Origin of the sequence: Cutibacterium sp. KBN10P07758 (assembly GCF_050286205.1) — a bacterium.
GTDB classification, from domain to species: Bacteria; Actinomycetota; Actinomycetes; order Propionibacteriales; family Propionibacteriaceae; genus Cutibacterium; species Cutibacterium acnes.
In genome coordinates, this window is sequence record NZ_JBNNQV010000001.1 from 1635739 (window position 1) to 1662622 (window position 26884).

General features: G+C 59.9%; 31 protein-coding genes and 1 pseudogene. 3 read left to right on the forward strand and 29 right to left on the reverse strand.

Annotated features, from left to right (window positions below):
- Window positions 1–54: 54 nt before the first annotated feature.
- Window positions 55–633, forward strand: a complete 579-nt coding sequence (locus ACOYO3_RS08080) for a hypothetical protein (RefSeq protein WP_002516506.1) — start codon at window positions 55–57, stop codon at window positions 631–633.
- A gap of 66 nt (window positions 634–699) precedes the next feature.
- Here the strand turns inward: ACOYO3_RS08080 and ilvC are convergent, their stop codons facing one another.
- From ilvC to ACOYO3_RS08140, 12 genes and pseudogenes are all read right to left on the reverse strand, one after another.
- The gene (ilvC, locus tag ACOYO3_RS08085) at window positions 700–1728 is read right to left on the reverse strand and encodes a ketol-acid reductoisomerase (RefSeq protein ID WP_002516503.1); all 1029 of its coding nucleotides are present in this window, start codon (window positions 1726–1728) and stop codon (window positions 700–702) included.
- A gap of 53 nt (window positions 1729–1781) precedes the next feature.
- A pseudogene (gene ilvN / locus ACOYO3_RS08090) lies at window positions 1782–2183 on the reverse strand (acetolactate synthase small subunit).
- A gap of 17 nt (window positions 2184–2200) precedes the next feature.
- Window positions 2201–2428, reverse strand: coding sequence for a hypothetical protein (locus tag ACOYO3_RS08095; protein WP_002516488.1), 228 nt, complete (start codon window positions 2426–2428; stop codon window positions 2201–2203).
- 407 nt (window positions 2429–2835) lie between these two features.
- Window positions 2836–3246 (reverse strand): HIT family protein, encoded by a 411-nt coding sequence (locus ACOYO3_RS08100; RefSeq protein ID WP_002516512.1) that lies wholly within the window; start codon window positions 3244–3246, stop codon window positions 2836–2838.
- A gap of 44 nt (window positions 3247–3290) precedes the next feature.
- Window positions 3291–4052 carry an imidazole glycerol phosphate synthase subunit HisF gene (gene hisF, locus ACOYO3_RS08105; protein WP_002516482.1) on the reverse strand — a complete coding sequence of 254 codons (762 nt, stop codon included), beginning with the start codon at window positions 4050–4052 and terminating at the stop codon, window positions 3291–3293.
- Window positions 4053–4101: 49 nt separating this feature from the next.
- A complete protein-coding gene (locus tag ACOYO3_RS08110; protein WP_427305844.1) occupies window positions 4102–6855 on the reverse strand; it encodes a DEAD/DEAH box helicase in 2754 nt (917 codons plus the stop codon).
- A 20-nt stretch (window positions 6856–6875) separates the two neighbouring features.
- Complete coding sequence (locus tag ACOYO3_RS08115; protein WP_002517924.1) at window positions 6876–7040, reverse strand: hypothetical protein; 165 nt, start codon at window positions 7038–7040, stop codon at window positions 6876–6878.
- On the reverse strand, window positions 7037–7906 hold the full coding sequence (tatC, locus tag ACOYO3_RS08120; protein WP_002524883.1) for a twin-arginine translocase subunit TatC: 870 nt from the start codon (window positions 7904–7906) through the stop codon (window positions 7037–7039). Before tatC ends, ACOYO3_RS08115 begins: the two co-directional genes overlap by 4 nt.
- 3 nt (window positions 7907–7909) lie before the next feature.
- Window positions 7910–8143: a twin-arginine translocase TatA/TatE family subunit gene (locus ACOYO3_RS08125; protein ID WP_002513313.1), complete on the reverse strand. Its 234-nt coding sequence runs from the start codon at window positions 8141–8143 to the stop codon at window positions 7910–7912.
- Window positions 8144–8237: 94 nt separating this feature from the next.
- Window positions 8238–8441: a hypothetical protein gene (locus ACOYO3_RS08130; RefSeq protein ID WP_002517985.1), complete on the reverse strand. Its 204-nt coding sequence runs from the start codon at window positions 8439–8441 to the stop codon at window positions 8238–8240.
- Window positions 8441–9409: a WYL domain-containing protein gene (locus tag ACOYO3_RS08135; protein ID WP_002517741.1), complete on the reverse strand. Its 969-nt coding sequence runs from the start codon at window positions 9407–9409 to the stop codon at window positions 8441–8443. Before ACOYO3_RS08135 ends, ACOYO3_RS08130 begins: the two co-directional genes overlap by 1 nt.
- A complete protein-coding gene (locus ACOYO3_RS08140; RefSeq protein ID WP_002524882.1) occupies window positions 9406–10368 on the reverse strand; it encodes a helix-turn-helix transcriptional regulator in 963 nt (320 codons plus the stop codon). The genes ACOYO3_RS08135 and ACOYO3_RS08140 overlap by 4 nt, the downstream gene beginning before the upstream one ends.
- An 87-nt stretch (window positions 10369–10455) precedes the next feature.
- On the opposite strand from ACOYO3_RS08140, the gene gluQRS reads away from it, so the two are divergent.
- Window positions 10456–11457 (forward strand): tRNA glutamyl-Q(34) synthetase GluQRS, encoded by a 1002-nt coding sequence (gene gluQRS, locus ACOYO3_RS08145; protein ID WP_172967016.1) that lies wholly within the window; start codon window positions 10456–10458, stop codon window positions 11455–11457.
- A 42-nt stretch (window positions 11458–11499) separates the two neighbouring features.
- Here the strand turns inward: gluQRS and ACOYO3_RS08150 are convergent, their stop codons facing one another.
- A complete protein-coding gene (locus tag ACOYO3_RS08150; RefSeq protein WP_312845782.1) occupies window positions 11500–12471 on the reverse strand; it encodes an FKBP-type peptidyl-prolyl cis-trans isomerase in 972 nt (323 codons plus the stop codon).
- On the opposite strand from ACOYO3_RS08150, the gene ACOYO3_RS08155 reads away from it, so the two are divergent.
- Window positions 12371–12655: a hypothetical protein gene (locus ACOYO3_RS08155; protein ID WP_306472435.1), complete on the forward strand. Its 285-nt coding sequence runs from the start codon at window positions 12371–12373 to the stop codon at window positions 12653–12655. The two genes, ACOYO3_RS08150 and ACOYO3_RS08155, sit on opposite strands and share 101 nt — an antisense overlap.
- Here the strand turns inward: ACOYO3_RS08155 and ACOYO3_RS08160 are convergent.
- The 16 genes from ACOYO3_RS08160 to ACOYO3_RS08235 form a co-directional block, all read right to left on the reverse strand.
- Window positions 12584–13321: a pseudouridine synthase gene (locus ACOYO3_RS08160; protein WP_002516481.1), complete on the reverse strand. Its 738-nt coding sequence runs from the start codon at window positions 13319–13321 to the stop codon at window positions 12584–12586. The two genes, ACOYO3_RS08155 and ACOYO3_RS08160, sit on opposite strands and share 72 nt — an antisense overlap.
- 17 nt (window positions 13322–13338) lie before the next feature.
- On the reverse strand, window positions 13339–13704 hold the full coding sequence (locus tag ACOYO3_RS08165) for a hypothetical protein (RefSeq protein WP_002516502.1): 366 nt from the start codon (window positions 13702–13704) through the stop codon (window positions 13339–13341).
- The gene (locus ACOYO3_RS08170) at window positions 13689–14606 is read right to left on the reverse strand and encodes a ParA family protein (RefSeq protein WP_002519394.1); all 918 of its coding nucleotides are present in this window, start codon (window positions 14604–14606) and stop codon (window positions 13689–13691) included. The genes ACOYO3_RS08165 and ACOYO3_RS08170 overlap by 16 nt, the downstream gene beginning before the upstream one ends.
- Before the next feature lie 91 nt (window positions 14607–14697).
- Entirely contained in the window at window positions 14698–15618 is a 921-nt protein-coding gene (locus ACOYO3_RS08175) for a site-specific tyrosine recombinase XerD (protein WP_002516497.1), read from the reverse strand.
- Window positions 15615–16274, reverse strand: coding sequence for an NUDIX domain-containing protein (locus ACOYO3_RS08180; RefSeq protein ID WP_002516495.1), 660 nt, complete (start codon window positions 16272–16274; stop codon window positions 15615–15617). Before ACOYO3_RS08180 ends, ACOYO3_RS08175 begins: the two co-directional genes overlap by 4 nt.
- Window positions 16271–17959, reverse strand: coding sequence for a CTP synthase (locus ACOYO3_RS08185; RefSeq protein ID WP_002517885.1), 1689 nt, complete (start codon window positions 17957–17959; stop codon window positions 16271–16273). The genes ACOYO3_RS08180 and ACOYO3_RS08185 overlap by 4 nt, the downstream gene beginning before the upstream one ends.
- A 172-nt stretch (window positions 17960–18131) precedes the next feature.
- A complete protein-coding gene (locus tag ACOYO3_RS08190) occupies window positions 18132–18341 on the reverse strand; it encodes a hypothetical protein (protein ID WP_011183851.1) in 210 nt (69 codons plus the stop codon).
- A 146-nt stretch (window positions 18342–18487) separates the two neighbouring features.
- Window positions 18488–18709, reverse strand: a complete 222-nt coding sequence (locus tag ACOYO3_RS08195) for a hypothetical protein (protein ID WP_002524165.1) — start codon at window positions 18707–18709, stop codon at window positions 18488–18490.
- A gap of 15 nt (window positions 18710–18724) precedes the next feature.
- Window positions 18725–20404 (reverse strand): DNA repair protein RecN, encoded by a 1680-nt coding sequence (recN, locus tag ACOYO3_RS08200; protein WP_002524879.1) that lies wholly within the window; start codon window positions 20402–20404, stop codon window positions 18725–18727.
- Window positions 20401–21357: an NAD kinase gene (locus tag ACOYO3_RS08205; protein WP_002524878.1), complete on the reverse strand. Its 957-nt coding sequence runs from the start codon at window positions 21355–21357 to the stop codon at window positions 20401–20403. The genes recN and ACOYO3_RS08205 overlap by 4 nt, the downstream gene beginning before the upstream one ends.
- Before the next feature lie 18 nt (window positions 21358–21375).
- Window positions 21376–22167 (reverse strand): TlyA family RNA methyltransferase, encoded by a 792-nt coding sequence (locus ACOYO3_RS08210; protein ID WP_048738477.1) that lies wholly within the window; start codon window positions 22165–22167, stop codon window positions 21376–21378.
- Between the two features lie 268 nt (window positions 22168–22435).
- Window positions 22436–23056 carry an energy-coupling factor transporter transmembrane component T family protein gene (locus ACOYO3_RS08215; protein ID WP_002524877.1) on the reverse strand — a complete coding sequence of 207 codons (621 nt, stop codon included), beginning with the start codon at window positions 23054–23056 and terminating at the stop codon, window positions 22436–22438.
- Window positions 23053–23805, reverse strand: coding sequence for an energy-coupling factor ABC transporter ATP-binding protein (locus ACOYO3_RS08220; protein ID WP_002516487.1), 753 nt, complete (start codon window positions 23803–23805; stop codon window positions 23053–23055). The genes ACOYO3_RS08215 and ACOYO3_RS08220 overlap by 4 nt, the downstream gene beginning before the upstream one ends.
- The gene (locus ACOYO3_RS08225; RefSeq protein WP_002519389.1) at window positions 23802–24386 is read right to left on the reverse strand and encodes a biotin transporter BioY; all 585 of its coding nucleotides are present in this window, start codon (window positions 24384–24386) and stop codon (window positions 23802–23804) included. The genes ACOYO3_RS08220 and ACOYO3_RS08225 overlap by 4 nt, the downstream gene beginning before the upstream one ends.
- A gap of 55 nt (window positions 24387–24441) precedes the next feature.
- Window positions 24442–25440: an HAD-IIA family hydrolase gene (locus ACOYO3_RS08230; protein ID WP_002517938.1), complete on the reverse strand. Its 999-nt coding sequence runs from the start codon at window positions 25438–25440 to the stop codon at window positions 24442–24444.
- Window positions 25437–26615 (reverse strand): tetratricopeptide repeat protein, encoded by a 1179-nt coding sequence (locus ACOYO3_RS08235; RefSeq protein WP_011183856.1) that lies wholly within the window; start codon window positions 26613–26615, stop codon window positions 25437–25439. Before ACOYO3_RS08235 ends, ACOYO3_RS08230 begins: the two co-directional genes overlap by 4 nt.
- Window positions 26616–26884 lie beyond the last annotated feature (269 nt).

Genomic DNA, 26884 nt, shown 5'->3' on the forward strand with positions numbered 1-26884 from the left:
CCAGCTAACCGCCCTCACAAAAAGTTCGAAGATACCGACTGGCAGAATGGCCCCGTGTTACCCATTCCCGAGATCCCTGAACCGGTGACGAAAGCTCTCCATAACGCACTGGAGATGGGCTATTTCACCACCACCCGCAATGAGACCGGCCGATTCATGGCTACCCTGGCGGCCGGGGTACATGGCGCCATTGGGGAGTGCGAAACGGGGTCTGGGGCAGGAGCTGCCTGGCTACGACTGGGGGCACGAAAACGCACCAGGGTTGTCAGTTACGAACCAGATCCCACGGTCTGCGCCCGAGCTCGCGAGGTCTTGGCTGACCTCGATATCGAGGTCATCGAGGGCACCTGGGATGACCTGCTCGATCACGGCCCCTTCGGCCTGCTCTCGGTACCGATCCGAGTAGCGAGAGCGCACGATGTTGACGAGATTCTCAAGGCGGTCTCGGTCGGAGGCCTCGTCGTCATCGACGATATGCCCCCCAGCCATGGTTTTCCTCCCCACGACATCAATGGCACCGTCGATACCACCAGGCTGGCCTGGCTGACCCACCCGAAGGTGCACGCCACCGAGATTCAGCTTGCCTCCGACATGGCGGCCATCGTTGCCTGTCGGCTATCTGCTCGAGGCTGACGAGGCAGAGGATACAGAATTGAGGGCCCGCGGTACCTACGGGCCCTCAACGTCAGGCCAGCAGGCTCAACGAGCCACGCTGCCTTCGGTGTAGTCGTCATCAGCAGCTGCCAGCCAGGAGTACATCTTGCGAAGCTCTTTACCGGTGGCCTCGATCGGATGCTTTGCCTCACCCTCGCGAAATTTCTTGGACTGTGGAGCACCGGCATCCTGATCGGCGATGAAACGCTTAGCGAAGGCGCCATTTTGGATGTCGTCTAGGACCGCCTTCATATTCTTTTTGACGTGGTCGTCGATCACACGCGGGCCAGACACGTAGTCGCCATACTCAGCAGTATCGGAAATTGACCAACGCAGCTTGGAGATACCGCCTTCGATGATGAGGTCGACGATCATCTTCATCTCGTGACAAACCTCAAAATAGGCCATCTCCGGCTGGTAACCGGCGGTAACGAGAGTCTCAAAACCGGCCTGGATGAGGTGGGACAGGCCACCGCACAGCACCGCTTGCTCACCGAAAAGATCGGTCTCGGTCTCCTCACGGAAGCTCGTTTCAATGCCGCCGGCGCGCAAACCGCCGAGGGCCTTGGCGTAAGACCTCGTGAGGTCCCAGGCGATGCCAGAGGCATCCTGCTCGACGCACACCAGCACCGGGACTCCGCGACCATCAGAGTACTCCCGACGCACGATGTGACCGGGACCCTTCGGGGCAACCATACAGACGTCGACGCCCTGGGGAGCTTTGATGTAGCCGAAGTGGACGTTGAAGCCGTGAGCGAAGAAGAGAGCGTCACCGTCCTTGAGGTGCGGGGCAATGTGCTCAGCATAGAGCTGGCGCTGGTTTTGGTCGGGAACGAGCACCATAATTAAGTCGGCCTCTTCGCAGGCATCCTCGATGGACAGCACCCGCAGCCCCTGAGCCTCAGCCTTGGCGATAGACGAGGAGCCGTCACGCAGACCGACACGCACATCGACACCGGAGTCGCGCAGGTTGAGAGCGTGAGCATGACCTTGGGAACCGTAACCGATGACGGCAACCTGACGGTTTTGGATGATGGACAGATCGGCGTCATCGTCGTAGTAGATCTTTGCCATAGCGTATTTCTCTCCTTGTTGGGGGTCTGGGTTGTCTTGGGATCTAGGGAACGTCACCCGGGGCGTTTCGCCCCGAGAACAGCCACACCACGGTTGAGGGCCACTTGTCCGGATTGAACAAGTTCGACAATTCCGAAGTGTTCCAGCACCTGCAGTAACACATCCAGCTTCTCACGTCACCCGGTGGCCTCGATCGTCAGCGATTCCAGTGAGGCGTCGACGGCCTTGGCACGACGTAGAGCAACGGTGTCGATGATCTTTGAACGGTTTTCGACGTTGGAACGCACTTTGACCAGGATGAGCTCACGGGTGACCGTGCTCGGCTCTGGTTCGGCGATCTTATGAATCTCAATGAGTTTGTTAAGTTGCTTGATAATTTGTTCAAGGGCCTGGGCGGAGACGGCGTCCACTCCGATCGTCATCCGGGTCTCACTGGGATCGTCAGTCGGCGACACCGACAGTACGCGTCTGGTCAACTCATCTTCCCGGCCTCATCATCGTTGCTGTCCTCGTCGCCGGGAGCAACGTCGTCTCCAACGTCACCCCAGTCCGGAGCCATATCTCGGGCGATCGTGATTTCATCATTACTGGCTCCGAAAGCCACCATCGGCCAGACCATGGCGTCAGTGCGGATGATGAATTCCACCACGACCGGGCGGTCATTGATCGTGTTGGCAGCTGTGATCGTCTCGTCGACCATGCCCGGTCTGCGACCCGGAAAACAGCGCACCCCAATGCTTCAGCAAGCTTGACGAAGTCTGGTAAGGGGTCGGAGTGCAGATCCATGTGAAAGAACCGACAATCAAAAGAACAGGTTCTGCCGCTGGCGCACCATGCCGAGCACGGTGTCTTGGGGTGCCAAAGCACCAACGCGCTGGATGACCTGCTGCGGGGGGAGATTTCTTCCTCGGGCGTTTCTTCACCATGTGAGTGCATAGGTTTTTCATCCGCTGTAACTGACGCACCCAGGCAGAGATATCGGGCAGGTCGTGCTGTCCGGGAGGATCAGGACACTAGCCAATAACAAGAAGCTGGTCGTTCATGCCACTGATCCTTGTGTGCACGACTAACCGTCAACAGTTTCGGACAAACGTCTCACATTATGAGCTATTTGCGATTCGATTCCCCAGTCACCATGGCCGCAACCTCCTCAATAGGGCGACGAGGCATGGCCGACCGAATGGCGTTGATGCCCGGCTCACGGTCGTACCGGGGAATGACATGCACGTGCAGATGATGGACACTCTGACCGGCAACCTCACCGGCGTTTGAGACGACATTGACTCCAGAAGCCCCCAGAGAGTCCACGAGGCGACGAGCCACCTTCGTGACCATCGGGCTGATACGTCCGAGCTCACCATCATCGTCGAGAACGCTTGTAACGTGCCTACGCGGGATGACGAGAGTGTGGCCATCCTGGAAAGGCTCGATGTCGAGGAATGCGACTGAGGCGTCGTCCGAGTCAATGATCGTCGCTGGGATGTCTCCCGCAGCGATTGAGCAGAAAAGGCAGTCCATAAGTTATGACTACCACATCGGCTAGGCGTGCAGTACGTGTTCACTCAGCGGACCTCAAAGCCGGCATGACGCAGGCCGTCCTTGATCTGCGCGATCGTCAGGGTGTGATAGTGAAAAACTGACGCGGCGAGCACCGCGTCAACTCCGGCGCGCGCCGCCTCGACGAAATCGGCAACCTTTCCAGCTCCACCTGAAGCGATGAGGGGGACGTCGACAGCTGCTCTCACTGCCTCGATCATCTCAATATCGAAGCCATCAGCCGTACCATCGGCGTCCATCGAATTGAGCAGAATCTCACCTGCCCCACGCTCCACGGCTTGGCAAGCCCACTCAACGGCGTCCAACCCTGCCGAACGGGTGCCACCATGGGTCGTCACCCCAAAACCGGATGGCCGATCTGGTTCGCGACGGGCATCGACAGACAACACGATGACCTGATTGCCAAACCGGTCAGCGACCTCGTCGATCATCCCGGGATGAGCAATCGCTGCGGTGTTGACACCAACTTTGTCAGCTCCCGCCCTCAGCAGGACATCGACGTCGTCGACCCCGCGCACCCCACCACCTACAGTGAGGGGCACGAAAACTGTCTCAGCGCACCGTGTCACCATCTCGCGAGTGGTGGCGCGCCCCTCTGTTGAGGCAGAAATGTCGAGGAAAGTCACCTCGTCGGCACCGAGCCGCCCGTATTCCGCCGCTAGCTCCACGGGATCACCGGCATCGCGCAGACCGACGAAGTTAACCCCTTTAACGACCCGCCCATCCTTAACGTCCAGACATGGAATGACACGTATAGCCACAGCCATGACCTCAGGCTACCGGGCCGCACATCCCCCTTGTTAGTGGGCGCACGAATCAGTCTTCTTCGCGGTCCATGGTGACAACCCCACGCTGCATGGCACCCACCACTTGACGACAAGTGTGGGCCAGATTCTCCCCAACCCCGGCATGGGCAATCTGTCCAGCTAGATCGCACACCTGACGCACCCGGCGCACAAAATCACCAGCACTCATGTCGTCGAGTACGGTGTCCAGACCGGCACCGGCAGCCCATGCATAGCTGGCCTCGGCAAAACCAATGTCGAGATCTCGGGGACGCTCAATGCGGTGGTCACGCTCGAGCAGACCAATTTCGGCTCGGACCGCACGCAGTTGTGACTCCGCCGCTTCGCTCTTCCCATCGGGCATGCGATGAAGGTGGCCCCGGTCCCCCGGCCGCGACTCGTGAACGATGGTCGATAACACCGCCGCCAACTGCGGACAATCCAGGCCGTCAAAGACGCCTCGCCGAATTGCCTCAGCCGTCACCAAGTCGAGTTCGGAATAGATCCCCGAAAGCATCCGGCCAGCGTCCGTGACAGTATCCCCACCCGTACCGAGGTATCCCAAAGCCTCCAGTACCAGCACAATTCGCTCAAACTGGGTGGCAATCGACGTCGCCTTCGCGCGTGCTTTCGTCAATTCCCTCTCACTGCGACGGCGAAGTCTCATGGCACGTTCAGCGAAACGCGCATGGGACTCGCGATCAGGGCAGGAGTGGCAGGGATGAGCCTTCATCTGGGAGCGCAGCTCGGTGATCTGGTCGGAAAGCTCAGCATCCACCGCAGCACGACGCGGCTTCACCACTGGCCTCCCCAGCCCCTCAAGTACCCGATCGAAGGCCTTGCCGAGGCAGCGACGATCGGCCTGGTTGTCGGGGTGGAAATGGCGCGGGACTTTCACGCCGGCTACTCGCGTAACGGGGGCGTCAATATCCTGATGCCCCAGACGAATCACCGTCCGATCCGGAGTCATGACAAGGGGGCGAGGCCGTTGACCTCTCGTGCCGTGGGTGCCAGGGTCAACGACAACGACCCACCCAGCGTGACGCCCAGATGGCACGGCGATGATGTCCCCAGGATCAAGGCTCGACAGTGAGTCGGCAACCTGGCTAGGAAGTTCAACTTTGCGCAACCTCGCCTGCTCATGTTCCAGCTCCCTAATGTTTTCCCGCAACCGGGCGTATACGGTGAAATCTCCCCTTTCGCAATGGGCCGCCTTGAGGTAGGCCTCGATGTCGGCCTGGGTTTGCCGGTTGCGAACTGCCGAGCCTCCCAATCTGCGATCGATTTGGAACTGTGCGAAGGAATGCTCCAGTAGGTCACGAGCTTTTTCCCGCCCCATCGATCCAACGAGGTTGACGGCCATGTTGTATGTCGGCACAAAGGTCGAATTGAGCGGGTACGTACGACGCGACGCCAGTCCGGCCACCGCACGCGGATCCATACCTGGTTGCCAGCAGACGACGGCGTGCCCCTGGGTGTCGATCCCACGACGTCCGGCGCGTCCGGTGAGCTGGGTGTATTCCCCGGGGGTGATGTCAGCGTGAGTCTGGCCATTGTATTTGACGAGTTTTTCCAGCACGACGGTACGAGCTGGCATATTGATGCCCAGGGCGAGGGTCTCGGTAGCGACGACGACCTTGAGTAATCCCGCGACGAACCCCTCCTCAACGATCGCTTTGATCACCGGGAGCAGACCGGCATGGTGAGCAGCAATGCCACGTTCGAAGGCTGCCATGAAGTGATTCCAGCCAACCGCGCGGCGTTCCTCGTCAGTCAATCCTTCCCCACGGCGTTGAGCGATGCGACGCAACTGACGAGCTTCCTGCTGGCTAGTGAGCACCAGGTCGGTGTTAAGCAGCTGGCTGACAGCAGCGTCACAGCCGCTCCGGGAGAACACGAAGATGATGGCCGGCAAGAGGTTGACCTTGTGGAGGGAACGCACCACCTGGATACGGCTCGTCTGGTTGCGAGGGCCACGACGCCGACCGCCACGCCCCCGACGCTGTGCCGAAGCCCCACCGAATCGGCCAGTTCCATAAGACACACTGCGTTTCCCCTTGCCAGACCTCCCTCGCGGACGACGGGAGTCATCACGCTGGAACCGGGCCTCCTCCTTGGCAATGGAGGTTAGTTCGGGGTTGACCTCCGTAGGACGGCGCGAATCGAAGAGTTCATAAAGACGCCGCGCCACCGCTACGTGTTGGACAAGCGGTACCGGGCGACGCTCGGATACGACGACCCTGACGTCGCCACGCACCTCGTCGAGCCACTCCCCAAATTCCTCGGCATTAGAGACGGTTGCCGAAAGACCAACGATCTTGACGCGCGGATCGAGCCCAAGGATGACCTCTTCCCACACCGGGCCGCGGAAACGGTCCGCGAGGTAGTGCACCTCATCCAGCACCACCCACCCCAAGGTGTCGAGAGTATGGGAATTGCGGTAGATCATATTGCGCAATACCTCAGTCGTCATGACGATGACTGGTGCCTCGGAGTTGATGGTGACGTCACCGGTGAGAAGGCCTACTTGGTCTTCACCGTGTCTAGTGACAAGGTCATGGAACTTTTGATTGGACAGCGCCTTAATGGGTGTGGTGTAAAAGCACTTCAGCCCCGATGCCAGAGCTAAATCAGTGGCATACTCCCCCACCACCGTCTTGCCAGCTCCAGTAGGAGCGGCCACCAGAACACCCGCGCCGTCATCGAGATCTTGGCAGGCCTTTACCTGGTAGTCGTCAGGTTCAAAGGACAGCCCGGCGATGAACCGATCGAGAGTCTCGCTCATACCTCCAACCTAGCGGGAGGCTACGACTCTCCGGGAACCCCGACAAGGGGTCGGGCGACGACGCTGGGGCGCGAGCGTATCCGCATGCCGTCACCATCCCATGACAACGAGCCGGTCACCTTGACCGTGGCAAGCCACGAAATATCAGCGGCTTGAACGCTTGTGGTGTGACTGACACCGCTCAATCGATCTGAATATCGAATTCTGACTTATCAATACCCATATTGTCGGTCGAGCGCTTACGTTCATTGCTGCGGCAAATCCATTCCGCAATGACATACATGACGCTCAGCGGAATAGCCAAAGCGCACATGGAAATTGGGTCACCAGACGGGTTCACAAAAGCGCCCAGACAGAAGAATCCAAAGATGGACCACTTCCGTGCCGCCTTCAGCTGCGCAGACGACAAGACGTGAATCAGATTGAGCAAGACCAAGACCACCGGCAGCAGGAAACTCACTCCAAAGAGCAAGATGACGCGAATCTCCAGTGCCAAGAACGCATTCATGTCGAGCAGGTTGGTAATGCCCATGCCGTGAGGCGTGAAGTTCAGCATCAAGGCAATACCCTTCGGGAGCACCCAATACCCCAGTACTGATCCTAGAAGAAACAGGGGGATAGCCGATCCCAGGAATCGCAGAGCCCACTTCTTCTCATTGACGAGCAAGCCAGGAACAATAAAAGCCCAGACCTGATAGAGCCAAATGGGGCAGGCAGCAATGAGGCCAGCAACAATGGTCACCCTCATATTCAGCACGAACGGGGCGACGACACCAGTATTGACTACCTGGAGGGAGGCCCTCGGGTTCTTCGCCTTGATGGCGAGGCTCGCCTGCTGGTACGGATGCATGACGATCTCAACCAGCGGACGGTAAAAGACAAAGGCCACGGAGCTCGTAATGACCACCGCTATAAACGACACAATGATCCGGTAACGGAGCTCCCGGATGTGGTCCAGGAGCGACATTGTGCCGCCCTCCCCAGCCTGGGGCGGACGGAATCGGGCAAACCGGCGGTGATCCTCATCGGACTGCCGAGTATCCGTGGCCATGACTCACTCAGTTGGCTTGGTCTCGTCCTTGGCGACGTCAGCCTCGGTAGCCTCAATGTCCTTCTCGGCCTTCGCATCCTTGCCCTTGTTCAGACCCGCTGTTTCTTCCTTGAACTCACGGATAGCGCGGCCAGCACCCTTACCGACGCCAGCGATGCGGGAACCACCGAAGAGTACGAGCGCGAGAAGCACGATGATGATGATGGTTGCTTCATTCGCAATGAGCAGAGGAGCCATTGAGGCTCTCCTTCCAGACTTGGCTGGCATCCCATCCCCGTACCGCACAGGAAGGCTACCAACTCGACGATCGGCGTTCAGGCTACCACGATGATCAGGGCGCTTCGGGAGCCGTCATGTCCTTGTTCATCGTGGTATCGACATCCTCGAGAATGTGAGCCAACTCATCGAGTCGACCGGTTACCCGCTCAACCTCACCCAAGATAGCCGCGAGCTTTCGCCACAACCAGATCGTGCCAACGACGATCTCCACGACAAGCAGCACACCGGCAAAGACCAACACCCAGATCCACCACATCAGGATTTCTCTACCGCCTCACGGTTCGAAATCTCAATGCTATTTGCGGCAGCCGCAGCGCGCGCCAGCTGAAGGGCAGGAGCTGCAGCATGAGGTGGGTCAACGGAGAGAACATCTGGTCCGAGGCCCACCATGAGCTCAGCAAGCCACGTCGCAGAGGCGACGGCAAAAGTCACCTTCCACACGTCCCCGTCCTTCTCAACATGGCGCACCGGGTGATACTCAGCAACCCAGCCCGCGCGCGGAGCAAGGGTCAGCGTCACCTCGTCCACGACGTCAGAGAACCATTCGAGGGTTTCGGGCGGACGTCCGTGATTCGTGGCGTGCCCAACTCGCCTGCCAGTGACGATGCGGTCAAGCCGCCACGTGCGCCACTGCTTGCGAGCCATCGACCATCCGACGAGGTAGCGATGACCGTCGCGAACTTCGACACGCACCGGGTCGACGATCTGGGTATGCGGAGTAGGGTCGTCACCGCGTCGATGGACGATCTCAATCCGCCACTTGTTAGCACAGGCCCCGGTGAACCACTCTGAGCGAGGGTCGTAATCGGCTTCGAGGCTGGCCTCCACCGGATCTGGACCAGCCTGCGGGCAGACCTGGCGCAACTTCTCTACCGCGGATTCCACTGCAGGACGAACGGTGTCGTCAGCCAAATCGGCGATGACTTGCAAGGCGGCCAGCAGAGACCACGCCTCGTCGGGCGTCAGACGCATAGGCCGTGGCAGGGCATCAGCATTGGTGATGGTGATGGTGCCGTCGGAGTCGACGGCGTCCATGTCAATGTCGATGAGGTCGTCTGGCATCCCACCGGGCAGACCAACCATCCATAAAATCTTGAGATCGGCAATCACACGGTCAGTGCTGACACCAAACACTCGGGCAACCTCGGTGACGGCCACCCCAGGGTGAGATCGCAGATAGGGAATAAGAGCTAGCAGACGGGCGGTATCAGTGCGAGCCGTCATGAGGCGTTCTCTTCCAACCGCAGCACGGCATTGATCCTCTCGGCTAATATAGTGCGAGCCTCCTGGGGGGCAAGCAGGATGATACGACCGCCGGCGCGTAGCACGGCTGTCGCGGCCTCGTCATATCCGCCAAACCCACCGGTAACAACTTCGTAGCCCTCGGGAACTGGCCCATCCCATTCGGCATGCGTAGTCATGACCCCTAAACGCACTCCGGGGGCGACGGCCATCGTGACGTCAACCTCCTCCGGTTCAGGTGGCTCGAGGCGATTGAGGTGGGCCTCGATCACCTCAGGTTCAGGACTCGCGACGGCGCCGGGTTCTCCCACGGTCGTCACGGCAGAACTGATACGTGACAGCCGAAATAGTCGTGGCTCATCGCGGTCGACGTCTCGTCCAACGAGGTACCAACGACCACGCCGCAAGGCCATTCGCCAGGGGTCTACGGTACGGTGCTTTCCCCCTCGGTAACCGAAGCGGACCCTGGACCGGTCAATAGTGGCCCGCCACAGATCAGAGAACGATGGCGCGTCTGCGCCAGTGACGACCTGGGTCGCGATGCCGGCCTCCGTGTCGGGCTCAACTCCTGCGGCACGCAACTTCACCAGGGCAGACGTGGAGGACTCGTCGAGGACGGATTCGCGCCACACTCGGGCTGCGGTCGCTAAAGCGTCAGCCTCCGCTTGCGTAAATTGGACAGGGGGAAGCTCCACATCGGCACGGGGAATGCGGTAGCCGACCTCGTCACCGAAGAAGGTGTCGAGGGTGACCGATTCGACGGTGATACCGATTCGACGCAGCTCCTCTTTGTCGCGTTCAAAGGACCGTTGAAACGCTACCTCGGAAACCTTGCGGTAGTCCTCGATCATGTCACGCAGCTGCGCACGCGTGAGAGGACGGTCGGTGACCAGGAGAGCGATGACGAGGTTAACCAATCTCTCCGAACGCTGTGCAGCCATCGGCACCCTCCTTCCAGCGTCCCAGCCTACCCATCTGACGGGGGCATGCCCGCCGCGTCACCCCAATTGTTGCCTACACTGCCGCTCGTGACCGATTTCGCCACCACTCACTCCGGTCTTCGACACGCAGCTGGCCGTTTCGCCCCCTCCCCAACCTCAGCACTGCATCTGGGGAACCTCCGCACCGCATTAGCGGCCTGGCTTTTGGCACGCTCGACAGGTCGTCGGTTCGTGGTACGCATCGAGGATTTAGATCGTGCGCGGGTGGCCGCGGCCGGAAAAATTGCCTCGACTCAACTACGCGACCTGGAGTCCCTAGGTCTGGATTGGGATGGTCCAGTCGTCCGACAGTCTGAGCGCCTCGACTTGTACGCCGACGCAGTAGCGGGTCTGGAAACCTACCCCTGTTTTTGCACTCGCAGGGAAATCGCTGCGGCCACTACCGCCCCCAACAAGGCCGATTGGCGCCCGTATCCGGGTACCTGCCGCCGCCTCACCGTCCAGCAGAGACACGAACGTCTGACCACCCGGGCGCCAGCCACCCGACTGGCCAGTCAACTGAACACTTTCGAAGCGACCGACCTCGCTCGCGGCTGTGCTCGAGGACGGGTGGACGATCTTGTCCTGGTGCGCAATGACGGCACGCCGGCCTACAACCTTGCGGTAGTCGTCGACGACGGTCTGCAAGGGGTCGATCAGGTCGTTCGAGCCCGAGACCTATGGTCCTCGGCCCCTCGCCAAGCCCAGTTGGCCGAACTGCTCGGATTTATCCCTCCGGTCTACGCCCACACCGGTCTTGTCACCGGTCCAGGAGGGGTACGCTTGTCAAAGTCGGCGGGTGCGGCGGGGCTGTCCGATCTCGTGGATTCAGGTATTGACCACCGCCAGGTCGTGGCGTGGCTCTGCCGTTCCCTCGGACTCCCTGAAGTTGCTGATCCCCATGAGCTCGTCAACAATGTGGCCCTGACACCGCCTACCCCTGTTGCGGGCATTCACCGCTTAGATCCTAGGCCTCTTGGCGGAGCGATGGGGTGGTGGAGTGATGCGGTTCTCGATGTGGCGGTGCTGCGCGAGACCCGTCGACCCTAAGACACATATCGGCCGACATGTCTCGCGCAAAGCCATCGCCACTCAGGATTCTTTTTGAGCCGAAAGGATGTCGATAACGTAGATCAGGGTCTCGCCCTTCTTTACCGGCGGGTTAGTGCTGCCGTTCGGGTAGGCGTCAGCGGGCGGCACGATGAGCATCACCCGAGAACCGACGGTCTGCCCAGTCAATCCCTTCTTCCATCCAGGAATAACGGAGTTCATGGATCCAGTCACAGGCTCACCGGAGTATCCGTCCTCAATGAGCTCCCCAGAGGACCAAGCATAAGTGCGGTACTTGACGTCGATGGAGTCATGAGCAGTAACCGCAGCTCCCTTACCCTTGATGAGGGGCTGGACGACGAGTTTATTCGGCTTGGTGGCCTTGCCGATGGTTACCGCGGGAGCACCCTGCACCTCCTTGACGGTGGGCAGACCAGCCGCCGGTTTGACGGTCTCACCCGTCGCCTTGGGCAAAGGTATGGCAACGATGTCGACGACAAAAATAAGGGAGTCACCCTTCATGATGCCAGCTTGCGGGGCACCACCTTGGGAGTCATAGCCGTCAGAGCCGGGCATCATGATGAGTACTCGGTCGCCCTGATGCTTTCCAACAAGACCCTTAGCGAATCCAGGAACCACCTGGGCCAATGGGAAGTCAGCCGTAGTGCCACGCTTATAGGAAGAGTCGAATTCCTTGCCAGTACGTCCGTTGACACCGACATAATTCACTTTGAGGGTGGCGTTCTTGTCGACCTTTTCGCCTGTGCCCTCCTTGAGGATTTTGGACTCGGTTTTAGCAATAGCTAGCGGCCAGGCTCCCTCAACCTTTGGCGCCTTGCCGTCCTCGCCAGACACCTTGATCTGGTCGAGGTTAGTGACCATAGTCGGCTTCTTCGTTGGGGAAGAGGAGGCCTTGGCGCTGGCAGAAGCGGGGGCCGAAACGCTGGAGACACTCGCCGAAGGCTTCGGACTCGACGACGACTTGTTACAGGAAGCGAGGACCAGTGACGACACGCACAGGACGGCAGCGAGTGCCGCGGCGTTGACCAGACGATACTTGTTCGAACTCACCTGCTTGAGGTTACCCGAGCGATGCTTGAGGACAATTCCAGCCATGCGCGAGAACTCACAGTTCGACGAGGTCGAGGAGCTGGCCCAGTTCTTCATGGGTAAGTTCACGCATATCTCCGCGCCCTAACCGCTTCAATCGGACCGGGCCGATCGCGGTGCGAGACAGTCGACGCACTGGATGAGCGACCGAATCCATGATGCGACGCACAATCCGGTTGCGGCCCTCATGAAGGCTCACCTCAACCAAGGAATGCTCCTCGCCAGCCTGTACTAGGCGCACGGCGTCGGGCTTGACAGGGCCGTCTTCAAGGGTCAGCCCTTTCGAAAGGCGGCGAATGACTTTGTCATCCACGCGGCCCTCAACATCTGCCAAGTAGGTCTTGAGAACCTTGTAGGACGGGTGGGTCATCCGGTTAGCGAATTCGCCATCATTGGTCAGCAAGATGAGGCCCGAGGTCTCAGTGTCGAGACGACCGACGTGAAACAGACGGATACCGCGCGGCACTCCTTCGAGGTCGGACAGGCACGGGCGGCCTTCCGGATCGTCCATAGTAGAGACAACTCCCTGCGGCTTATTAAGTACGTAGTAGACGTGACGCCGCGCAGTCGGGATACGGGACCCATCGACCCGGATCTCATCGCGCTCAGGGTCAACACGTCGCCCCTGCTCAACGATGAGTTCACCATTGACCTCAACCCTTCCGGCCGCGATCATGTCTTCAGCAGCACGGCGGGATGCCAGACCGGCCTGGGCCAGCACCTTCTGCAGCCGGATGCCTTGCTCGTTACTCATATGTGTCCTTAAAGTATTCAGTCAGTCGTGAGGAGATGGGCGAGAGCAGAGTCCTCACCATTCTCCTCAAAATCGGCCAGGGCCATCGCCACCGAGGCACGCACAATTCTGCCTCGATCAGCATTAATGCCCTGGGATCTCATTGTCAGCCTCGCAGTCTCCAGAGCGATGAGCTCCTCCGTAGAGACGTAGACGGTGATCTTCTCATCATGGCGCACTCGCCCGCTACCAGCATGTTTCCCACGAGAGGTGGCGTCTTGAGACGTCTTGCGTGCTCTGTGTGCCTTGGACTGTTGGGGAACTTCAACTGACTGGGGTTCGTGGCTACCAACCGTTGGACGGAAAAGCTCGTTCGCCCCCGGCAGGCTCACGCGGCGCGGCATCGGGCCAGTACCTCCTTGGCCAGGTCACGGTAGGCCTGAGCTCCCGGAGATGAGGAGGCGTAGCTCGTAATGGGTTCCCCAGCGACGGTGGTCTCGGGGAACTTGATAGTGCGCTTGATAACGGTGTGGAATACGACGTCACCAAAGGCTTGTACCACCCGTTCCATGACCTCCCGGGCGTGCAGGGTACGCGGGTCGAACATGGTTCCAAGGATGCCGAGGACCTCCAAGTCGGGGTTGAGACGGTCCTGAACCTTCTCAATAGTGTCGGTGAGCAGAGCAATTCCGCGCAAGGCAAAGAACTCGCATTCCAAAGGCATGATGACGTAGTCGGAAGCGGTCAGAGCGTTGATGGTGAGCAGACCTAACGACGGTGCACAGTCGATGAGGATCATGTCGTATTCGCCGCGGATCCGGTCAATGACCCGTTTGAGGGTCTGCTCGCGGGCCACCTCGCTGACGAGCTGCACCTCAGCGGCAGACAGATCAATATTAGCCGGTAACAAGTCCATACCCTCGGTCTCAGTGGGCTGGATGACGTCATGAACGTCGTCACGAGGCGACATCAGCAGGGTGTAGATGGAATTTTCGAGAGTATGGGGGTTAATCCCCAAGCCCACCGAGAGGGAGCCCTGCGGATCGAAGTCCACCAACAGAACGCGTCGTCCGTATTCGGCCAGTCCCGCACCCAAGTTGATGGTGGTTGTTGTCTTACCGACACCACCCTTCTGGTTACACATCGAAATGACGGTGGCATGTTTCGGGCCGCCGAGAGCCGGCGTCGGCTCAGTAAGGTCAGGAAGCGGACGTCCGGTCGGACCGATCGAGTTCTCGGCAGCCTCTTCGGCCTCCCGGCCCGGACCGGGTACGCGGAACAACGGTTCGGGGGCAGTCTCGGACACGTAGTGACCTTCCTCTCGACGTCGCGGCAATATTGCTCTTCCTAACGATAGTGGGCACAACCGACAACCACACCCACCCGCAATGCTGAGCCTAGACGGCGCGAGGGTGCGACGAGCGGTAGACCTCCCTCAGGTGATCGGCCGTCACGAGGGTGTAGATCTGGGTCGTCGTCACGGACGAATGCCCCAGTAGCTCCTGCACGACACGAACATCGGCACCACCGTCCAGTAGGTGGGTGGCGTAGGAGTGTCGAAGACTGTGCGGGGATAGGTGCTCAACGTCGAGCCCGGCAGCCTCACCGGCACGACGAATGACAGCCCACGCTGACTGTCGGGACAGCCGCCGACCGCGGGTATTGAGCAGTAGGGCATGTTCCCCGTTGCCAATCTCAGCCCATGCAGGACGTCCCCTTATTAACCAGGCATCTACGGCTTTAGCGGCGTAGCTACCCAGCGGAACGATGCGCTCCTTATCCCCCTTGCCGATGAGCCTCAAACCGAGGTCAGGGTCATCCAACACGGGACGGATGTCGTCAACGTCAAGAGCACAGACCTCCGAAACTCGCGCCCCCGTACCGTAGAGCAGCTCCAGCAGGGCAGCGTCCCGTAGCCCCTCGACCGTACTGGTGTCTGGTGCAGCGAGCAAGGACTCAACTTGATCCATCGACAAGGCTTTCGGGAGCCGACGGGAACGGGTTCCTGGGGACATCCCAGCGGTGACATCGGCCTGGAGTTGCCCAGACCCCACTGCGAAACGATGCAAATTTCGTACTGCAACCACACAACGCGTCACAGACGCGGGGGCCAGGCCAATGTGATCCAGATGGCGTCGAAACTCCTCGACGTCGACACGGGTCACTTCGGCTAACGATCCGATCCCCCGCGAACCAAGGTATTCCTGGTAACGCAACAGATCACGTCGGTAGGCCTGCACCGTGTTATCGGACAGACCCCGCTCCACTACAAGGTGACGCAAGTAATCCTCGGCCTGACCGCCGACCAACGAGGTCACTCTGCGCGAACTCCGTCAATACCACCAGGACGCTCCCGAATCGGCCACGGCGCATGAGCGGGACGCAGCTCGTTAACTCGATCAGTGCGACGAGCCAGTTCCAAAGCCATCACGCCCGTCACGAGGGTGGGAGACTGGCATTGCCCGGCGTAAATTGCCTCGACAAGGTCGTCCAACGGCTCCCAACCAGCCTTCATCGACACTTCCTCGCCTTCTAGCAGGAATCCCTCGGGACGCGGTACCTCATGAAGACCCCGGGCCAGGTAAATACGCAAAGACTCCTGGCACCCGCCCGGAGTGGTGACGATGTCGACGAGAACCCGCCAATCGTCGGCCGACAACATGGCCTCCTCAGCCAATTCACGCTGGGCAGCCGCTAGAAAGTCTTCTCCCTCGACATCGAGCAGGCCAGCCGGCGGCTCGACCAACACCATGCGCACCGGGTGACGATACTGTCTGACGACCGCGACGCGATCCTGATCGTCAAGGGCGATGATGCCGACTGCGCCGGGGTGGCTCACGTATTGACGGTTGATCCGCTCCCCCGACGGGGTAATGACCGCGTCATCAATGAAATCGCACACCTGTCCCGTGGCCTTTACCTGGTGGTCAACGACCTGCCAATACTCGTCCTTATCCCAGCGCTCCTGACTCACTTGTCGGCCACCTTGGTGGAGGACTCCTTGGCCGCTCCCTTCGATGCTGCTTTGGCATGCCCGACGGCCGCTGCGACGAGTCCGCGGAACAGCGGGTGGGCGTGAGTCGGACGGGACTTGAGCTCAGGATGAGCCTGGGTGGCCACGAAGTACGGATGGGTCTGACGGTCCAACTCGACAAACTCAACAAGGCCGCCATCGGGGGAAGTACCACTAATACGCAGCCCAGCCTGCTCCAGACGGTCACGGTAGGCGTTGTTGACCTCGTAACGGTGACGGTGGCGTTCGGTAACTGTCGTCGTGCCATACAATTCGGCGACCAGGGAGTCCTTGGCAAGCTTGGCCGGGTAGGCCCCCAGACGCATCGTTCCACCGAGATCGGCCTTGCCGGCCACTGCCTCGACCTGCTCTGCCATCGTCGCGATGACCGGATCGGGGGTTTGTGAGTCGAACTCACTGGATGCGGCATCCTTGATGCCAGCCAGATCGCGGGCAACCTCAATGACGGCGCACTGCATGCCAAGGCACAGCCCCAGGAAGGGAACCTTGTGTTCGCGGGCGTAGCGGATGGCACCGACTTTGCCCTCAACACCGCGGATCCCGAACCCGCCCGGAACGCAGATGGCATCAGCATCACGTAACTGCTGGGCAGCACCTTCGGCAGTGGCGCAGGAATCGGAGGCCACCCACACCACGTTGACCTTCGCCTTGTTGGCGAATCCGCCGGCTCGCAGCGCCTCGGTCACCGACAGGTAAGCGTCCGGCAAGTCGATGTACTTGCCGACCAAGGCCACGGTCACCTCGCTGCGCGGCTTACGGACGCGATCCAGCAGGTCGTCCCAGGTTGTCCAGTCGACGTCGCGGAAAAACAGGCTCAACTTCTGCACGACGTAGGCGTCGAGACCTTCACGGTGCAGAACCTTCGGAATGAGGTAGATCGACGGAGCGTCCGGACAGGAGACGACGGCCGGGCCCTCGACGTCGCACATGAGAGCGATCTTCGACTTGATGCCCTTGCCAATTGGACGCTCGGATCGACACACGATGGCGTCGGGCTGGATGCCGACCTCACGTAACGCGGCCACCGAATGCTGGGTGGGCTTGGTCTTCATCTCGCCGGACGGCTTGATGTAAGGAACAAGCGAGACGTGCAGGAAGAAAACATTCTCCCGGCCGATCTCGTGACGCACCTGGCGGGCGGCCTCGAGGAAAGGAAGCGACTCGATGTCGCCGACGGTGCCACCGATCTCGTGGATGACAACATCGGGATGGCCCTCCTCCATCGCCAACATACGTTCCTTGATCTCGTTAGTGATATGGGGGATCACCTGGACAGTGTCTCCCAGGTAGTCGCCCCGACGCTCCTTGGCGATGACCGCGGAGTACACCTTGCCAGTGGTCACATTGGCCTGCCCTGACAAGTTCTCGTTAAGGAAACGCTCGTAGTGGCCGATGTCGAGGTCAGTCTCCGCGCCGTCCTCGGTGACGAACACCTCGCCATGCTGGAACGGGTTCATCGTTCCCGGATCGACGTTGAGGTAAGGGTCCAGCTTCTGCATTGTGACCTTAAGGCCACGCGCCTTCAGAAGCGACCCGAGGGAGGAGGCCGTGAGCCCCTTTCCCAGGGAGGAAACGACCCCTCCAGTGACGAAAACGTGCTTGCTGCAGTGATTGTCGGTGCCCACGGACCTCCAGCCTAACCGATCACCACGACTTCGGGGCAAGCCCCCACGACCGTACCCGACTCGCGACGCTGAGGATCATAGCGCGCCTGTATGGTCAATCTCGTCTGTCAATGGAACGGCATGAAGGAGCTCTGGTGGCTGTCCATTTAGAAATGGTTATGGCGTCGAAAAGTCATTCCACAACGACCAGATCGTCAGGCATGCGCCACGACAAGGAACCATCCATCACCTCCGGTGAATACCCAGGCCACGGATATTCCGGATCATAGGGATACATCATCGATATTTCGCGTCTCACGACATCCGGATCGAAGTTCATGGACCTCGAACGTTGCTCACTGTGTATGACCGAGATGCGGCGAGAAACATCGCATCGATTCATACATCAAGTATGTACGCATTTGCTCTTAGGTGGAGGGTCGATCAGTTCCCATCCCTCCGCAACGAAGTACATTGATTCGACGTCAACTGCAATCGGAGTGGCCAGCCTCATAAGTCGGATGAGGTCAGCCATCACAAGCATCGTGTTCACGCCCGGACTCTGGACATGATGGGGCACCGGATGTGGTAATGACCGTGCATCTGCGCACAAGTCATGAGGATCGCCAGCTCGTCGGTATCGACGAATCGCCCCACGTCGACCGGGTCCAGATAGATCGCCGTTTCTATTTCAGCACTCGTCGACAGAGTCACCACCGTCGCCTCCATGATGAATGCGTTGCTCTTTTCGAAATGGTCCAGTCGTCCCATGCGCCAACGCCGTCATCAATCCATCTCACCAGCCTCGCGCAGCAGGTCATGAGCATGTTCTAGCCCGGATTCTGAGTCCACCATGCCGCTCATCATCCGAGACAGTTCGATTTCCCGATCCGATCCAGTGACCTCGCGCAGCCCCGAACTAGTGATGGCCCCGTCGGAAGCCTTAGTGATAACGACATGCGTGTCCGCGAAGGCAGCCACCTGGGCCAAGTGAGTGACAACAATGACCTGGTGCCGTCTTGCCAACTGACGCAGTCGTCGTCCGATCTCGATACCGACCGTGCCTCCGACGCCCGAATCGATCTCGTCGAAGACGAAAGTTTGCGGAACCTGGGGTTGGGCCACGACGACCTCTAAGGCCAGTCTCACTCGTGAAAGCTCTCCGCCCGAGGCGGCCTTAGCCAACGGGGCCAAATCGGAACCGGGGTTGGCCGCCAACATGATCGTCACCGAGTCAGCGCCGCGTGGCCCCATAGGTGCAGGCTCGACACGAAATTCCAGCCGGGCGTGCGGCATCGCAAGAGCAGCCAGCTCAGGACGCACCTCAGCAGCAAGCCGGACGGCCGTGCGACGGCGCACCGCGCTCATGTGGTCCGCGGATCGCCTCAACTCGAATCGCAGTTGTTCAACCTGCTGTCCCAAGAAATCGAGATCTGTCGCGCCAGGGTCAAGCTCAGCAAGTCGGTGTCGGTCTGCCGCAGTGGAGTCGAGGAGATCGTCGAGGGTAGTGGTGCGCGCCCTCAACAGCCGCTGAATAGCCGCCAAACGACCCCCCAATTCCTCAAGCCGTTGCGGATCAGCTTCAGCCCGAGCCGCATGGCCAGCGACCGAAGCAGCGAGGTCAGTAAGGTCATACGACATCTGGCGGGCGCGCTCAGCCAACTCAGCAGCGTGAGGATCAGCATCCCCAGTGCCATCCAGCTCATGTACGGCCTGTTCCAGCAAAGCAAGCGCACCCGGCTGCGGACCGGTCGACGTCTCTACCCCATTGAGCAGGACATCAGCCTTGTTCAAGGATTCCCGGATCGACTGAGCAGCCTGTAGCCCCGCCATCTCGGCGATGAGGTCGTCGTCCTCATGGGGCTTAGGATCAACAGCGTCAACCTCGCTGACCCGACGCGTAAGCACCTCGCGTTCCATCTCGGCCCCAGCGCGATCCTCGTTGAGGCGCTGAAGGCGCTGGGATGCAGCACGAAACTCCGACCACAGCTGTGCATGTCGACTTAGGTAGCCTGCCAGCTCATCTCCGGCAGCCCGGTCAACGACGTCGAGCTGCCGCGCTGCGTCGACCAACCTCACTTGTTCAGATTGGCCATGGATGGTCACCTGATCCCCAACGATGTGGGCCAGCTGACTAGCGGTAACTTGAGCTCCTCCAAGCAGCGCTCGAGAGCGACGACTCGTGATGTGTCGAGCGCAGATAACCTCGCCATCCTCGACTGTTCCGCCAAGCTCGCTGACGCGACCGGCATCAGGCGTGTCGAGGACGGCTTCGACGACGGCACGATCGCAGCCATGCCGGACCAATCCAGTGTCAGCCTTGTCGCCGAGCAGCAAACCAATACCGGTGACCACCATGGTCTTTCCGGCGCCGGTCTCGCCGGTGACTGCCGTCAGCGCGGACGAGGGTTCGAGGACCGTCTCATCGATGACGCCGAGTCCACGAATTCGCACACTACGTATCACGAAGTCTCCTCTAGGTGATGACGGTCACGACCCTGACGCCACCCGCTGACCGGGAGCTCAAACTTCTTGACCAGACGCGATGTGAAGGGCTGCGCGGCCAGACGAGCAATGCGCAGACGGTCGGGATGGCGGACGACGGTGATTCTTTCCCCCGGTCGTACGGTGCACGATCGGCGCCCGTCGCACCACAGAACCGCCGATTCTGAACCGTCTGGCTGGATGTCAAGGTCCACTCGAGCAGCTGGACTCATGACCAGCGGCCGAGCAAAGAGAGCGTGAGCGCTCAACGGCACCATGAGCATGGCATCGAGATCGGGCCACATGACCGGGCCGCCAGCTGAGAACGCGTAAGCCGTCGATCCGGTCGGGGTCGAGACCAGGATCCCGTCGCAACTCCAGCGTTGCACCGGCAACTCGTCGACAGACGCCAGAACGTCGAGCATGCGCCGCCGGGCTGCCTTTTCCAGAGACAACTCGTTGACGGCGAAAGAACTCCAACGGTGTTGTCCGGAATGCTCGGTGACGGTGGTTTTAAGCACGAGGCGATCCTCAACGGTGTAGTCGCGCGAACACACCTTGTTCACTAGATCCGCCATATCGGAGCGCTCCAGCTCAGCCAGAAAACCGACATGGCCAAGGTTGACGCCAATCATGGGAACGTGGCGAGGTAATGACCATTCAGCAGCTCGCAAGATCGTGCCGTCGCCGCCAAAGACGACGACCACCTCCGCCTCGTGGGCGAACTCTCCCAAGCTTTCAAGATCGATCCCTGGCAGCTTGCTTAACATCGGCTTCGCCTGATCATCCGGAACCGCGCAACCAATGTCTCGCCCCGCCATTTCAGAGATGAATTCGGCAGCCGCGTCAAAAGCGTCGTCCCGCGTGGCATGGGTGACGACGACAACGTATCTCGAAGGGCTCGTGTCGTTCACAAGACCACAGTAGCGGCCCATGATCTGCCCGGACGTCTGTCACCGACCCGTACGTTCCAGCAAGACGAAGTGCTCAACGTTTCCATCCTGCCCGGGCAACGGGCTATCGCACTCGTCACGCATACGCCAACCCAGATCTACCGCTGCTGCCATGACACCCGCGATGGCCTGCAAGCGCAGGGCCGGGTCCGTGACAACGCCATGGGCTCCCAAAGCCTTGCGACCAACCTCAAATTGAGGCTTCACCAGCAGCAGCATGAGGCCGTCTGGGCTGACAACAGCTGACATGGGTTCAAGGATCATCGTCAAGGAGATAAAAGAGACATCTCCGACCACGAGGTCCACCGGCTCAACAACGCCGTCAACCGCCAGGTCTGCAGGCTGAAGATCACGCAAGTTCAAGCCTTCATGAACAATGACACGGGGATCATTCCGCAGCACCGGAGACATCTGGTCGTGACCAACATCGACGGCATGCACAAGTTTGGCTCCCCGTGACAGCACAACTTGGGTGAACCCGCCGGTGGACGCACCAGCATCAAGCACTCTTGACGGCACTTGGACGCCAAGGATATCCAAGGCACCTAGAAGTTTGTGTGCTCCGCGAGACACCCACACCTCTTCGTCGGCGACCAGCACGTCGGCGGTACTCACTTTCATCGCCGGTTTAGTAACGACGACTCTATTGACCGTCACTCTGCCTTCCCGCACTAGGCGTGTGGCAAGAGTGCGGGAACGTGCCAGTCCGGCTTCAACAAGGGCCTGGTCAAGTCTCACAGGGACAGACTGCCACCTCCGAGACCTTGGTGCATCCATCGGCGGCAGCCTCATCCGTCGGCGTAGCAGGTCTTCTGCCACGCAGTGTCCACAGCGTTAATCGTCGCATTGCACTCACGTCCTGCCTGCATCTGGTGTTCAGACATCATCTCGTGAGCGTCGTCGTATATCTCCCAGGTAGGATCCCGCACAAGGGGGACCGCCAACTGCTGACTAAAGCTGTAGCACCGTTGACAGTAAGGCCTACGCAGTACTGCGGACCCCGAAGAACTTCTTCACTCTGTGAATATCGATATCACGATATAGACATCAGAAAGGTTCTTCATCCCCCCAACCCCCGAGCTTTGAGGGCCTCCCCAATCTCCAAAGCATGGCCGACCGCCCCTACGAACATCGGAATGAGGAACCTCCAGCTATACCGTTCCAACCCGCGTGCTTTAGCGGCGTCCCTGACCTGGCCTATGGATCCAACGAGGTACGGAATTGTGGTCCACATCAACGCAATGGTAAGTGCGAATTTCTCAGGTTTAGCACCCAACGGCCGCAGCGGCCGAGCCAAGGCCACAATGGCGTCCATGAGCGCACCGGGATCCGTGGTGCACGTCACCAGCCGGGCGATGTAGAGACAGGCCAGCAGCCCAGCAACATATATCACTCCTCGTTGCCACATCGTGAAAAAACAGTGATACGCGAGGATGAGAGCATTCGCGATCCACAACGGCACACCAATAGATAACGCCGTGCGCACCGGGATCCTGGCAACAACCAGGTTGATGACGACGGCCACCACCAGGCAGCCCAGGGAAAACCACCACTGTTTGACGAAAAAGGGGGTTACGCCGACGAGCAAAACGAGTAGGTACTTCGACCAGACTGGCATACGGTGAGCAGGACTGTTCCCAGCTCGGTATCCGCCAAAGAAGGCCGAAGCGTCAGTCTTCATCGGCTCTTATCCTGTCCACCGCGTCGAGGCACGACCCCGCCTTGACCGGACACCATCCGGGCCCGATAGTCGGCAATAACCTCCCCCGGGTCGCCGTCGTCGACAATTCGACCGTCTTCGACAGCCAGCACTCGGTCAAACGACGCCGCCAATTCCAGGTCATGGGTGCAGCACAGGATTTGCTGATCCAAGCGTTCAAAGGCGTGCCGCACCATCTCCCGGTTTCGCAGATCCAGCAGGGTTGTTGGCTCGTCGGCGAGGATGACTGATGGTTCGACGGCCAGTACGCTCGCCAGGGACACCAATTGACGTTCCCCTCCTGAGAGAGCGTGCACACTGCGTCCAGCAACGGCTTCCAGTCCCTGATCGGCAAGGATCTGCATGGCCGCTTCATGTCGTTCAAGTCGGTTACGAATCCGTTGACGAAGAGACAATTCAACATCAGCTACTGGCGTCGACATGACGAGCTGGCTCATCGGGTTGGTAAAGATGTAGCCGACGTGGCGACGGGCCGCACGACCATCCTCAGAGGGGTTAATCCCATCGACAGTGACGGTGCCATCCGTCGCCTCGACTAGCCCATTAACGAGTCTGAGAAGGGTCGACTTGCCGGCCCCATTGGGGCCGATAACGGCGACCCTACGCTCCGACACAATGAGGTTCATCGTGCTAAGAATCTTCACCCGACGGTGGCGGCCCTCAACGTCATACTCGTCAACGTCAACGCTGACATTTGTGAACTCGATCACGGCATGAGCCGGGGAAAGGCAGTCAGCACCGCAGTAGCGATGAGACAAGCCAAAATCCCCTTCACCACATCGAGGCCGAACAAGACAAGATTGGCTGCCAGGGCTGCATTCAAGCTCAACTTCGCGAAGCCCATCAGCCCGAAGATGCCACCAAGATAGACGCACACTAGGTCCACTAGTGCGACGACAAAAAGCCATACCGGAAGCATCGACTTACGTGGACGTCGACGCAGCACGGAAGTAGCTACTGCACCCGCCACGAAAGCGCCGATCAGCCATCCCCATAGATACCCACCAGTGGGACCCACCAGGACGCCAATCCCGCTAGACCCACCGCTAAAGACGGGCAGTCCCAGCGCGCCGACAAGGATATATAAGCTTACCGCACATCCGCCACGGATACTTCCCAGCACCATCGGCGCCAGCATGACGGCAACCATCTGAAGGGCAAAAGGGACCGCCCCCACCATGAACATCGGCGGGATGACGGCTAGCACAGCGACGAGGGCTGCAAATACCGCGATAAGAGCCAGGTCGGTGGCCTGGAAACCATTGCGTGACGACATCGGGTTCCTTCCCATGACGAGATAGAGCGGCTGACCACATGGGCAGCCGTTGGGACCAATTGAACACCGTTCAGTGAAGCTTGTCGAAGAGCCTCCCGGCATCGTCGGGAATAGTCACATTCGACCCATAGACAAGGGCCATCATGGCGGCCACGGCATCGAGCTGCCCGCAAATATCATCGGGAGTACTCTCCGCACGGACCTCTCGGTCAGCGTGCACCGACACTATGCTCCCACCGCAACGCGCGCGGTCGCCGGACACATCGACCTCGCGCTTGGGCTCAAGCAACCCGGACAGATCGGCAGCAATATTCTGCGGCCGATCCTCAGGAGCAGCAGCTAGCACGTCAGCGACACCGTGAGAACCGGTAAAGACGAATAGCGAGTCAACATCCATCGTGTTTGCGCCACGAACGTCGGTGTCTAAACGGTCCCCAACAAAGATTGGTGAGGTAGACCTTAATCGGGAAATGGTGGCCTCCAACAACGGGCGGTAGGGCTTTCCGGCGATAACTGGCTCGGCATTGCACGTAGTAGCGACGACTTGGAGCTGAGCACCTATCCCCGGGACAATGCCGCGATCCGTTGGACGAGTGATGTCTGGATTAGCGGCATACCACATCGCGCCCGCCTGCAAGGCGAATCCTGCCTCCTCGAGCAATGGCCAGGCAATCTGTGAGTCGTACCCCTGGATGACGGCGACAGGATCATCCCTAGCGGACTCGACCGGCTGCAACCCGCGTGCCCGCGCCTCATCGCGTAACGATTCCGTCCCGACGATGAGCACCCTGGCGCCAGCAGGCAATGTATCGGCAGCGAGATCAGAAATCGCCTGTCCTGAGGTGACGACGTCGCTAGGCTCGGTCGGGATACCGATGTCGGTCAGGTGTTGAGCTACAACCTCAGCCGAACGAGCGGCATTATTGGTGACGAAGCCGACCTTGACCCCGCGACGCCGTAATTCGGCAATGGTGTCAGGTGCTGCAGGAACCGGATCCGGCCCCAGGTAGACCACTCCATCTAAGTCAAAGAGGGCAGCGTCATGTTCATCAATGAGGGCATCGCTCACTGGTCTGTCTCCTCGCCCTCATTGTCGTCTTCGATGAAGAGCATGTCGTCAGCAGGGTCCCCGCTTGGCTCTCGACCATCAATGATGTCAATGCGGTCCTGGCTGTCGAGGAAGTTGGCAGGATCGTGTCTCTGGGCTGAGACGAACCATTTTCGAGCGCCAGCTGTGTCACCCTCCTCCAACAGCGTCTCGGCGTAGGCGTAGTGCAGGCGCGCAGTCGCCTCAGTAGGAGCTTTAAGGTTTTTGACGGCTTCACGAAGCAGGCGAACAGCCTCATCTCTCTGGCCAAGATCACGACGTGCACCGGCTTGCACAAGCACGAGCTCGATCTGCTGGGCTGGGTTAAGACCCGCCTCCTGCCCTTCACGGATGAGCCGAAGAGCTGCCTGCGGGCGTCCTAGCGCACGCTCACAGTCCGCTATCACTGGAAGGAAGTTGTCGTTACCAGTCATACGTCGAAGCGCACGGTAGTCATTGAGGGCAGAGGCATACTCGCCCGCCTGATATGCGGCCTCGGCAGCCACTTCGCGCAGGATGGGCAGACGCGGGGCGCGTCGACGAGCGGCCTGAGCGTGGGCATTTGCCTGAGCCGGGTCCTCGTCGAGAAGTTCAGCAGCAGCAACCAGATGACCCTCAATGATGTGAGCGGTGTCGGCTGGGACACCACGCAACTCAGCACGCACCGGTGCCGGAAGAGCTTTCTCATCGAAGTCCAGTGGAGCCATCGGTTCACCGGATGCGGGCGTTTCGGTGGGTTGGACGGCAGTGTTATCGACCGAGCGATCATCGCGATGGCCGTCGCCGCGCCCATCCTTCCGAACGTCACGGCGACTGTCGTGCTGATCCTTGTCGTCCCACCGATTCCCACGAAAATCTCGACGACGCTGATCGTCTCGACGAGAGTCACGGTCATCACGCCAACGACGGTCTGCGTCACCTTTGCGCTGTGGTTTACGATCATCGTCCCAGCGACGCCCGCCATCGCGCCGTGGCTTGCGGTCATCAGCCCAGCGACGCCCGCTGTCTCCCCCGCGACGCTCATGGTCACCACGACGGTCACGGGACTTAGAGGTCCAACCGCCGCGTCCGCCAGACTTACTGGACCATCCGTTGCGGCCCGGGCCTCGACGGCCTCCGCCAGATCGACCATTATTAGGGGAGGAAGAATCTGCCATGCTGACATTCTCCCGCACAGATGGGCCTCATGGCGAACCGACCGGGACACCCCCGACGCGTAGACGTCGGGGAATAGCAGAGCCATCATGAACGATAGGACGCATCTATCGCCGGATTCAGACCACTTCTCTAACACACAGCAGATGCCGAGTAGACACGAGCGTCGGAAAAGGGGTCCATCAACAAACCGCACGTCTCTTGCGGGAAATCTTGGGTAAGCGTTCTTACGATTTCCCTACCAAGCTATAAGCAGTACGACGACCTCGTC

Bases quoted from the DNA above. Each gene is read 5' to 3' on its own strand.
- ilvC (WP_002516503.1), bottom strand. From the start codon at position 1,728: ATGGCAAAGATCTACTACGACGATGACGCCGATCTGTCCATCATCCAA.
- ACOYO3_RS08095 (WP_002516488.1), bottom strand. From the start codon at position 2,428: ATGGTCGACGAGACGATCACAGCTGCCAACACGATCAATGACCGCCCG.
- ACOYO3_RS08100 (WP_002516512.1), bottom strand. From the start codon at position 3,246: ATGGACTGCCTTTTCTGCTCAATCGCTGCGGGAGACATCCCAGCGACG.
- hisF (WP_002516482.1), bottom strand. From the start codon at position 4,052: ATGGCTGTGGCTATACGTGTCATTCCATGTCTGGACGTTAAGGATGGG.
- ACOYO3_RS08110 (WP_427305844.1), bottom strand. From the start codon at position 6,855: ATGAGCGAGACTCTCGATCGGTTCATCGCCGGGCTGTCCTTTGAACCT.
- tatC (WP_002524883.1), bottom strand. From the start codon at position 7,906: ATGGCCACGGATACTCGGCAGTCCGATGAGGATCACCGCCGGTTTGCC.
- ACOYO3_RS08125 (WP_002513313.1), bottom strand. From the start codon at position 8,143: ATGGCTCCTCTGCTCATTGCGAATGAAGCAACCATCATCATCATCGTG.
- ACOYO3_RS08130 (WP_002517985.1), bottom strand. From the start codon at position 8,441: ATGTGGTGGATCTGGGTGTTGGTCTTTGCCGGTGTGCTGCTTGTCGTG.
- ACOYO3_RS08135 (WP_002517741.1), bottom strand. From the start codon at position 9,409: ATGACGGCTCGCACTGATACCGCCCGTCTGCTAGCTCTTATTCCCTAT.
- ACOYO3_RS08140 (WP_002524882.1), bottom strand. From the start codon at position 10,368: ATGGCTGCACAGCGTTCGGAGAGATTGGTTAACCTCGTCATCGCTCTC.
- ACOYO3_RS08160 (WP_002516481.1), bottom strand. From the start codon at position 13,321: ATGAGTAACGAGCAAGGCATCCGGCTGCAGAAGGTGCTGGCCCAGGCC.
- ACOYO3_RS08165 (WP_002516502.1), bottom strand. From the start codon at position 13,704: ATGCCGCGCCGCGTGAGCCTGCCGGGGGCGAACGAGCTTTTCCGTCCA.
- ACOYO3_RS08190 (WP_011183851.1), bottom strand. From the start codon at position 18,341: ATGAATCGATGCGATGTTTCTCGCCGCATCTCGGTCATACACAGTGAG.
- ACOYO3_RS08195 (WP_002524165.1), bottom strand. From the start codon at position 18,709: ATGGGACGACTGGACCATTTCGAAAAGAGCAACGCATTCATCATGGAG.
- ACOYO3_RS08205 (WP_002524878.1), bottom strand. From the start codon at position 21,357: ATGGGCCGCTACTGTGGTCTTGTGAACGACACGAGCCCTTCGAGATAC.
- ACOYO3_RS08210 (WP_048738477.1), bottom strand. From the start codon at position 22,167: ATGAGGCTGCCGCCGATGGATGCACCAAGGTCTCGGAGGTGGCAGTCT.
- ACOYO3_RS08215 (WP_002524877.1), bottom strand. From the start codon at position 23,056: ATGAAGACTGACGCTTCGGCCTTCTTTGGCGGATACCGAGCTGGGAAC.
- ACOYO3_RS08225 (WP_002519389.1), bottom strand. From the start codon at position 24,386: ATGGGAAGGAACCCGATGTCGTCACGCAATGGTTTCCAGGCCACCGAC.
- ACOYO3_RS08235 (WP_011183856.1), bottom strand. From the start codon at position 26,615: ATGGCAGATTCTTCCTCCCCTAATAATGGTCGATCTGGCGGAGGCCGT.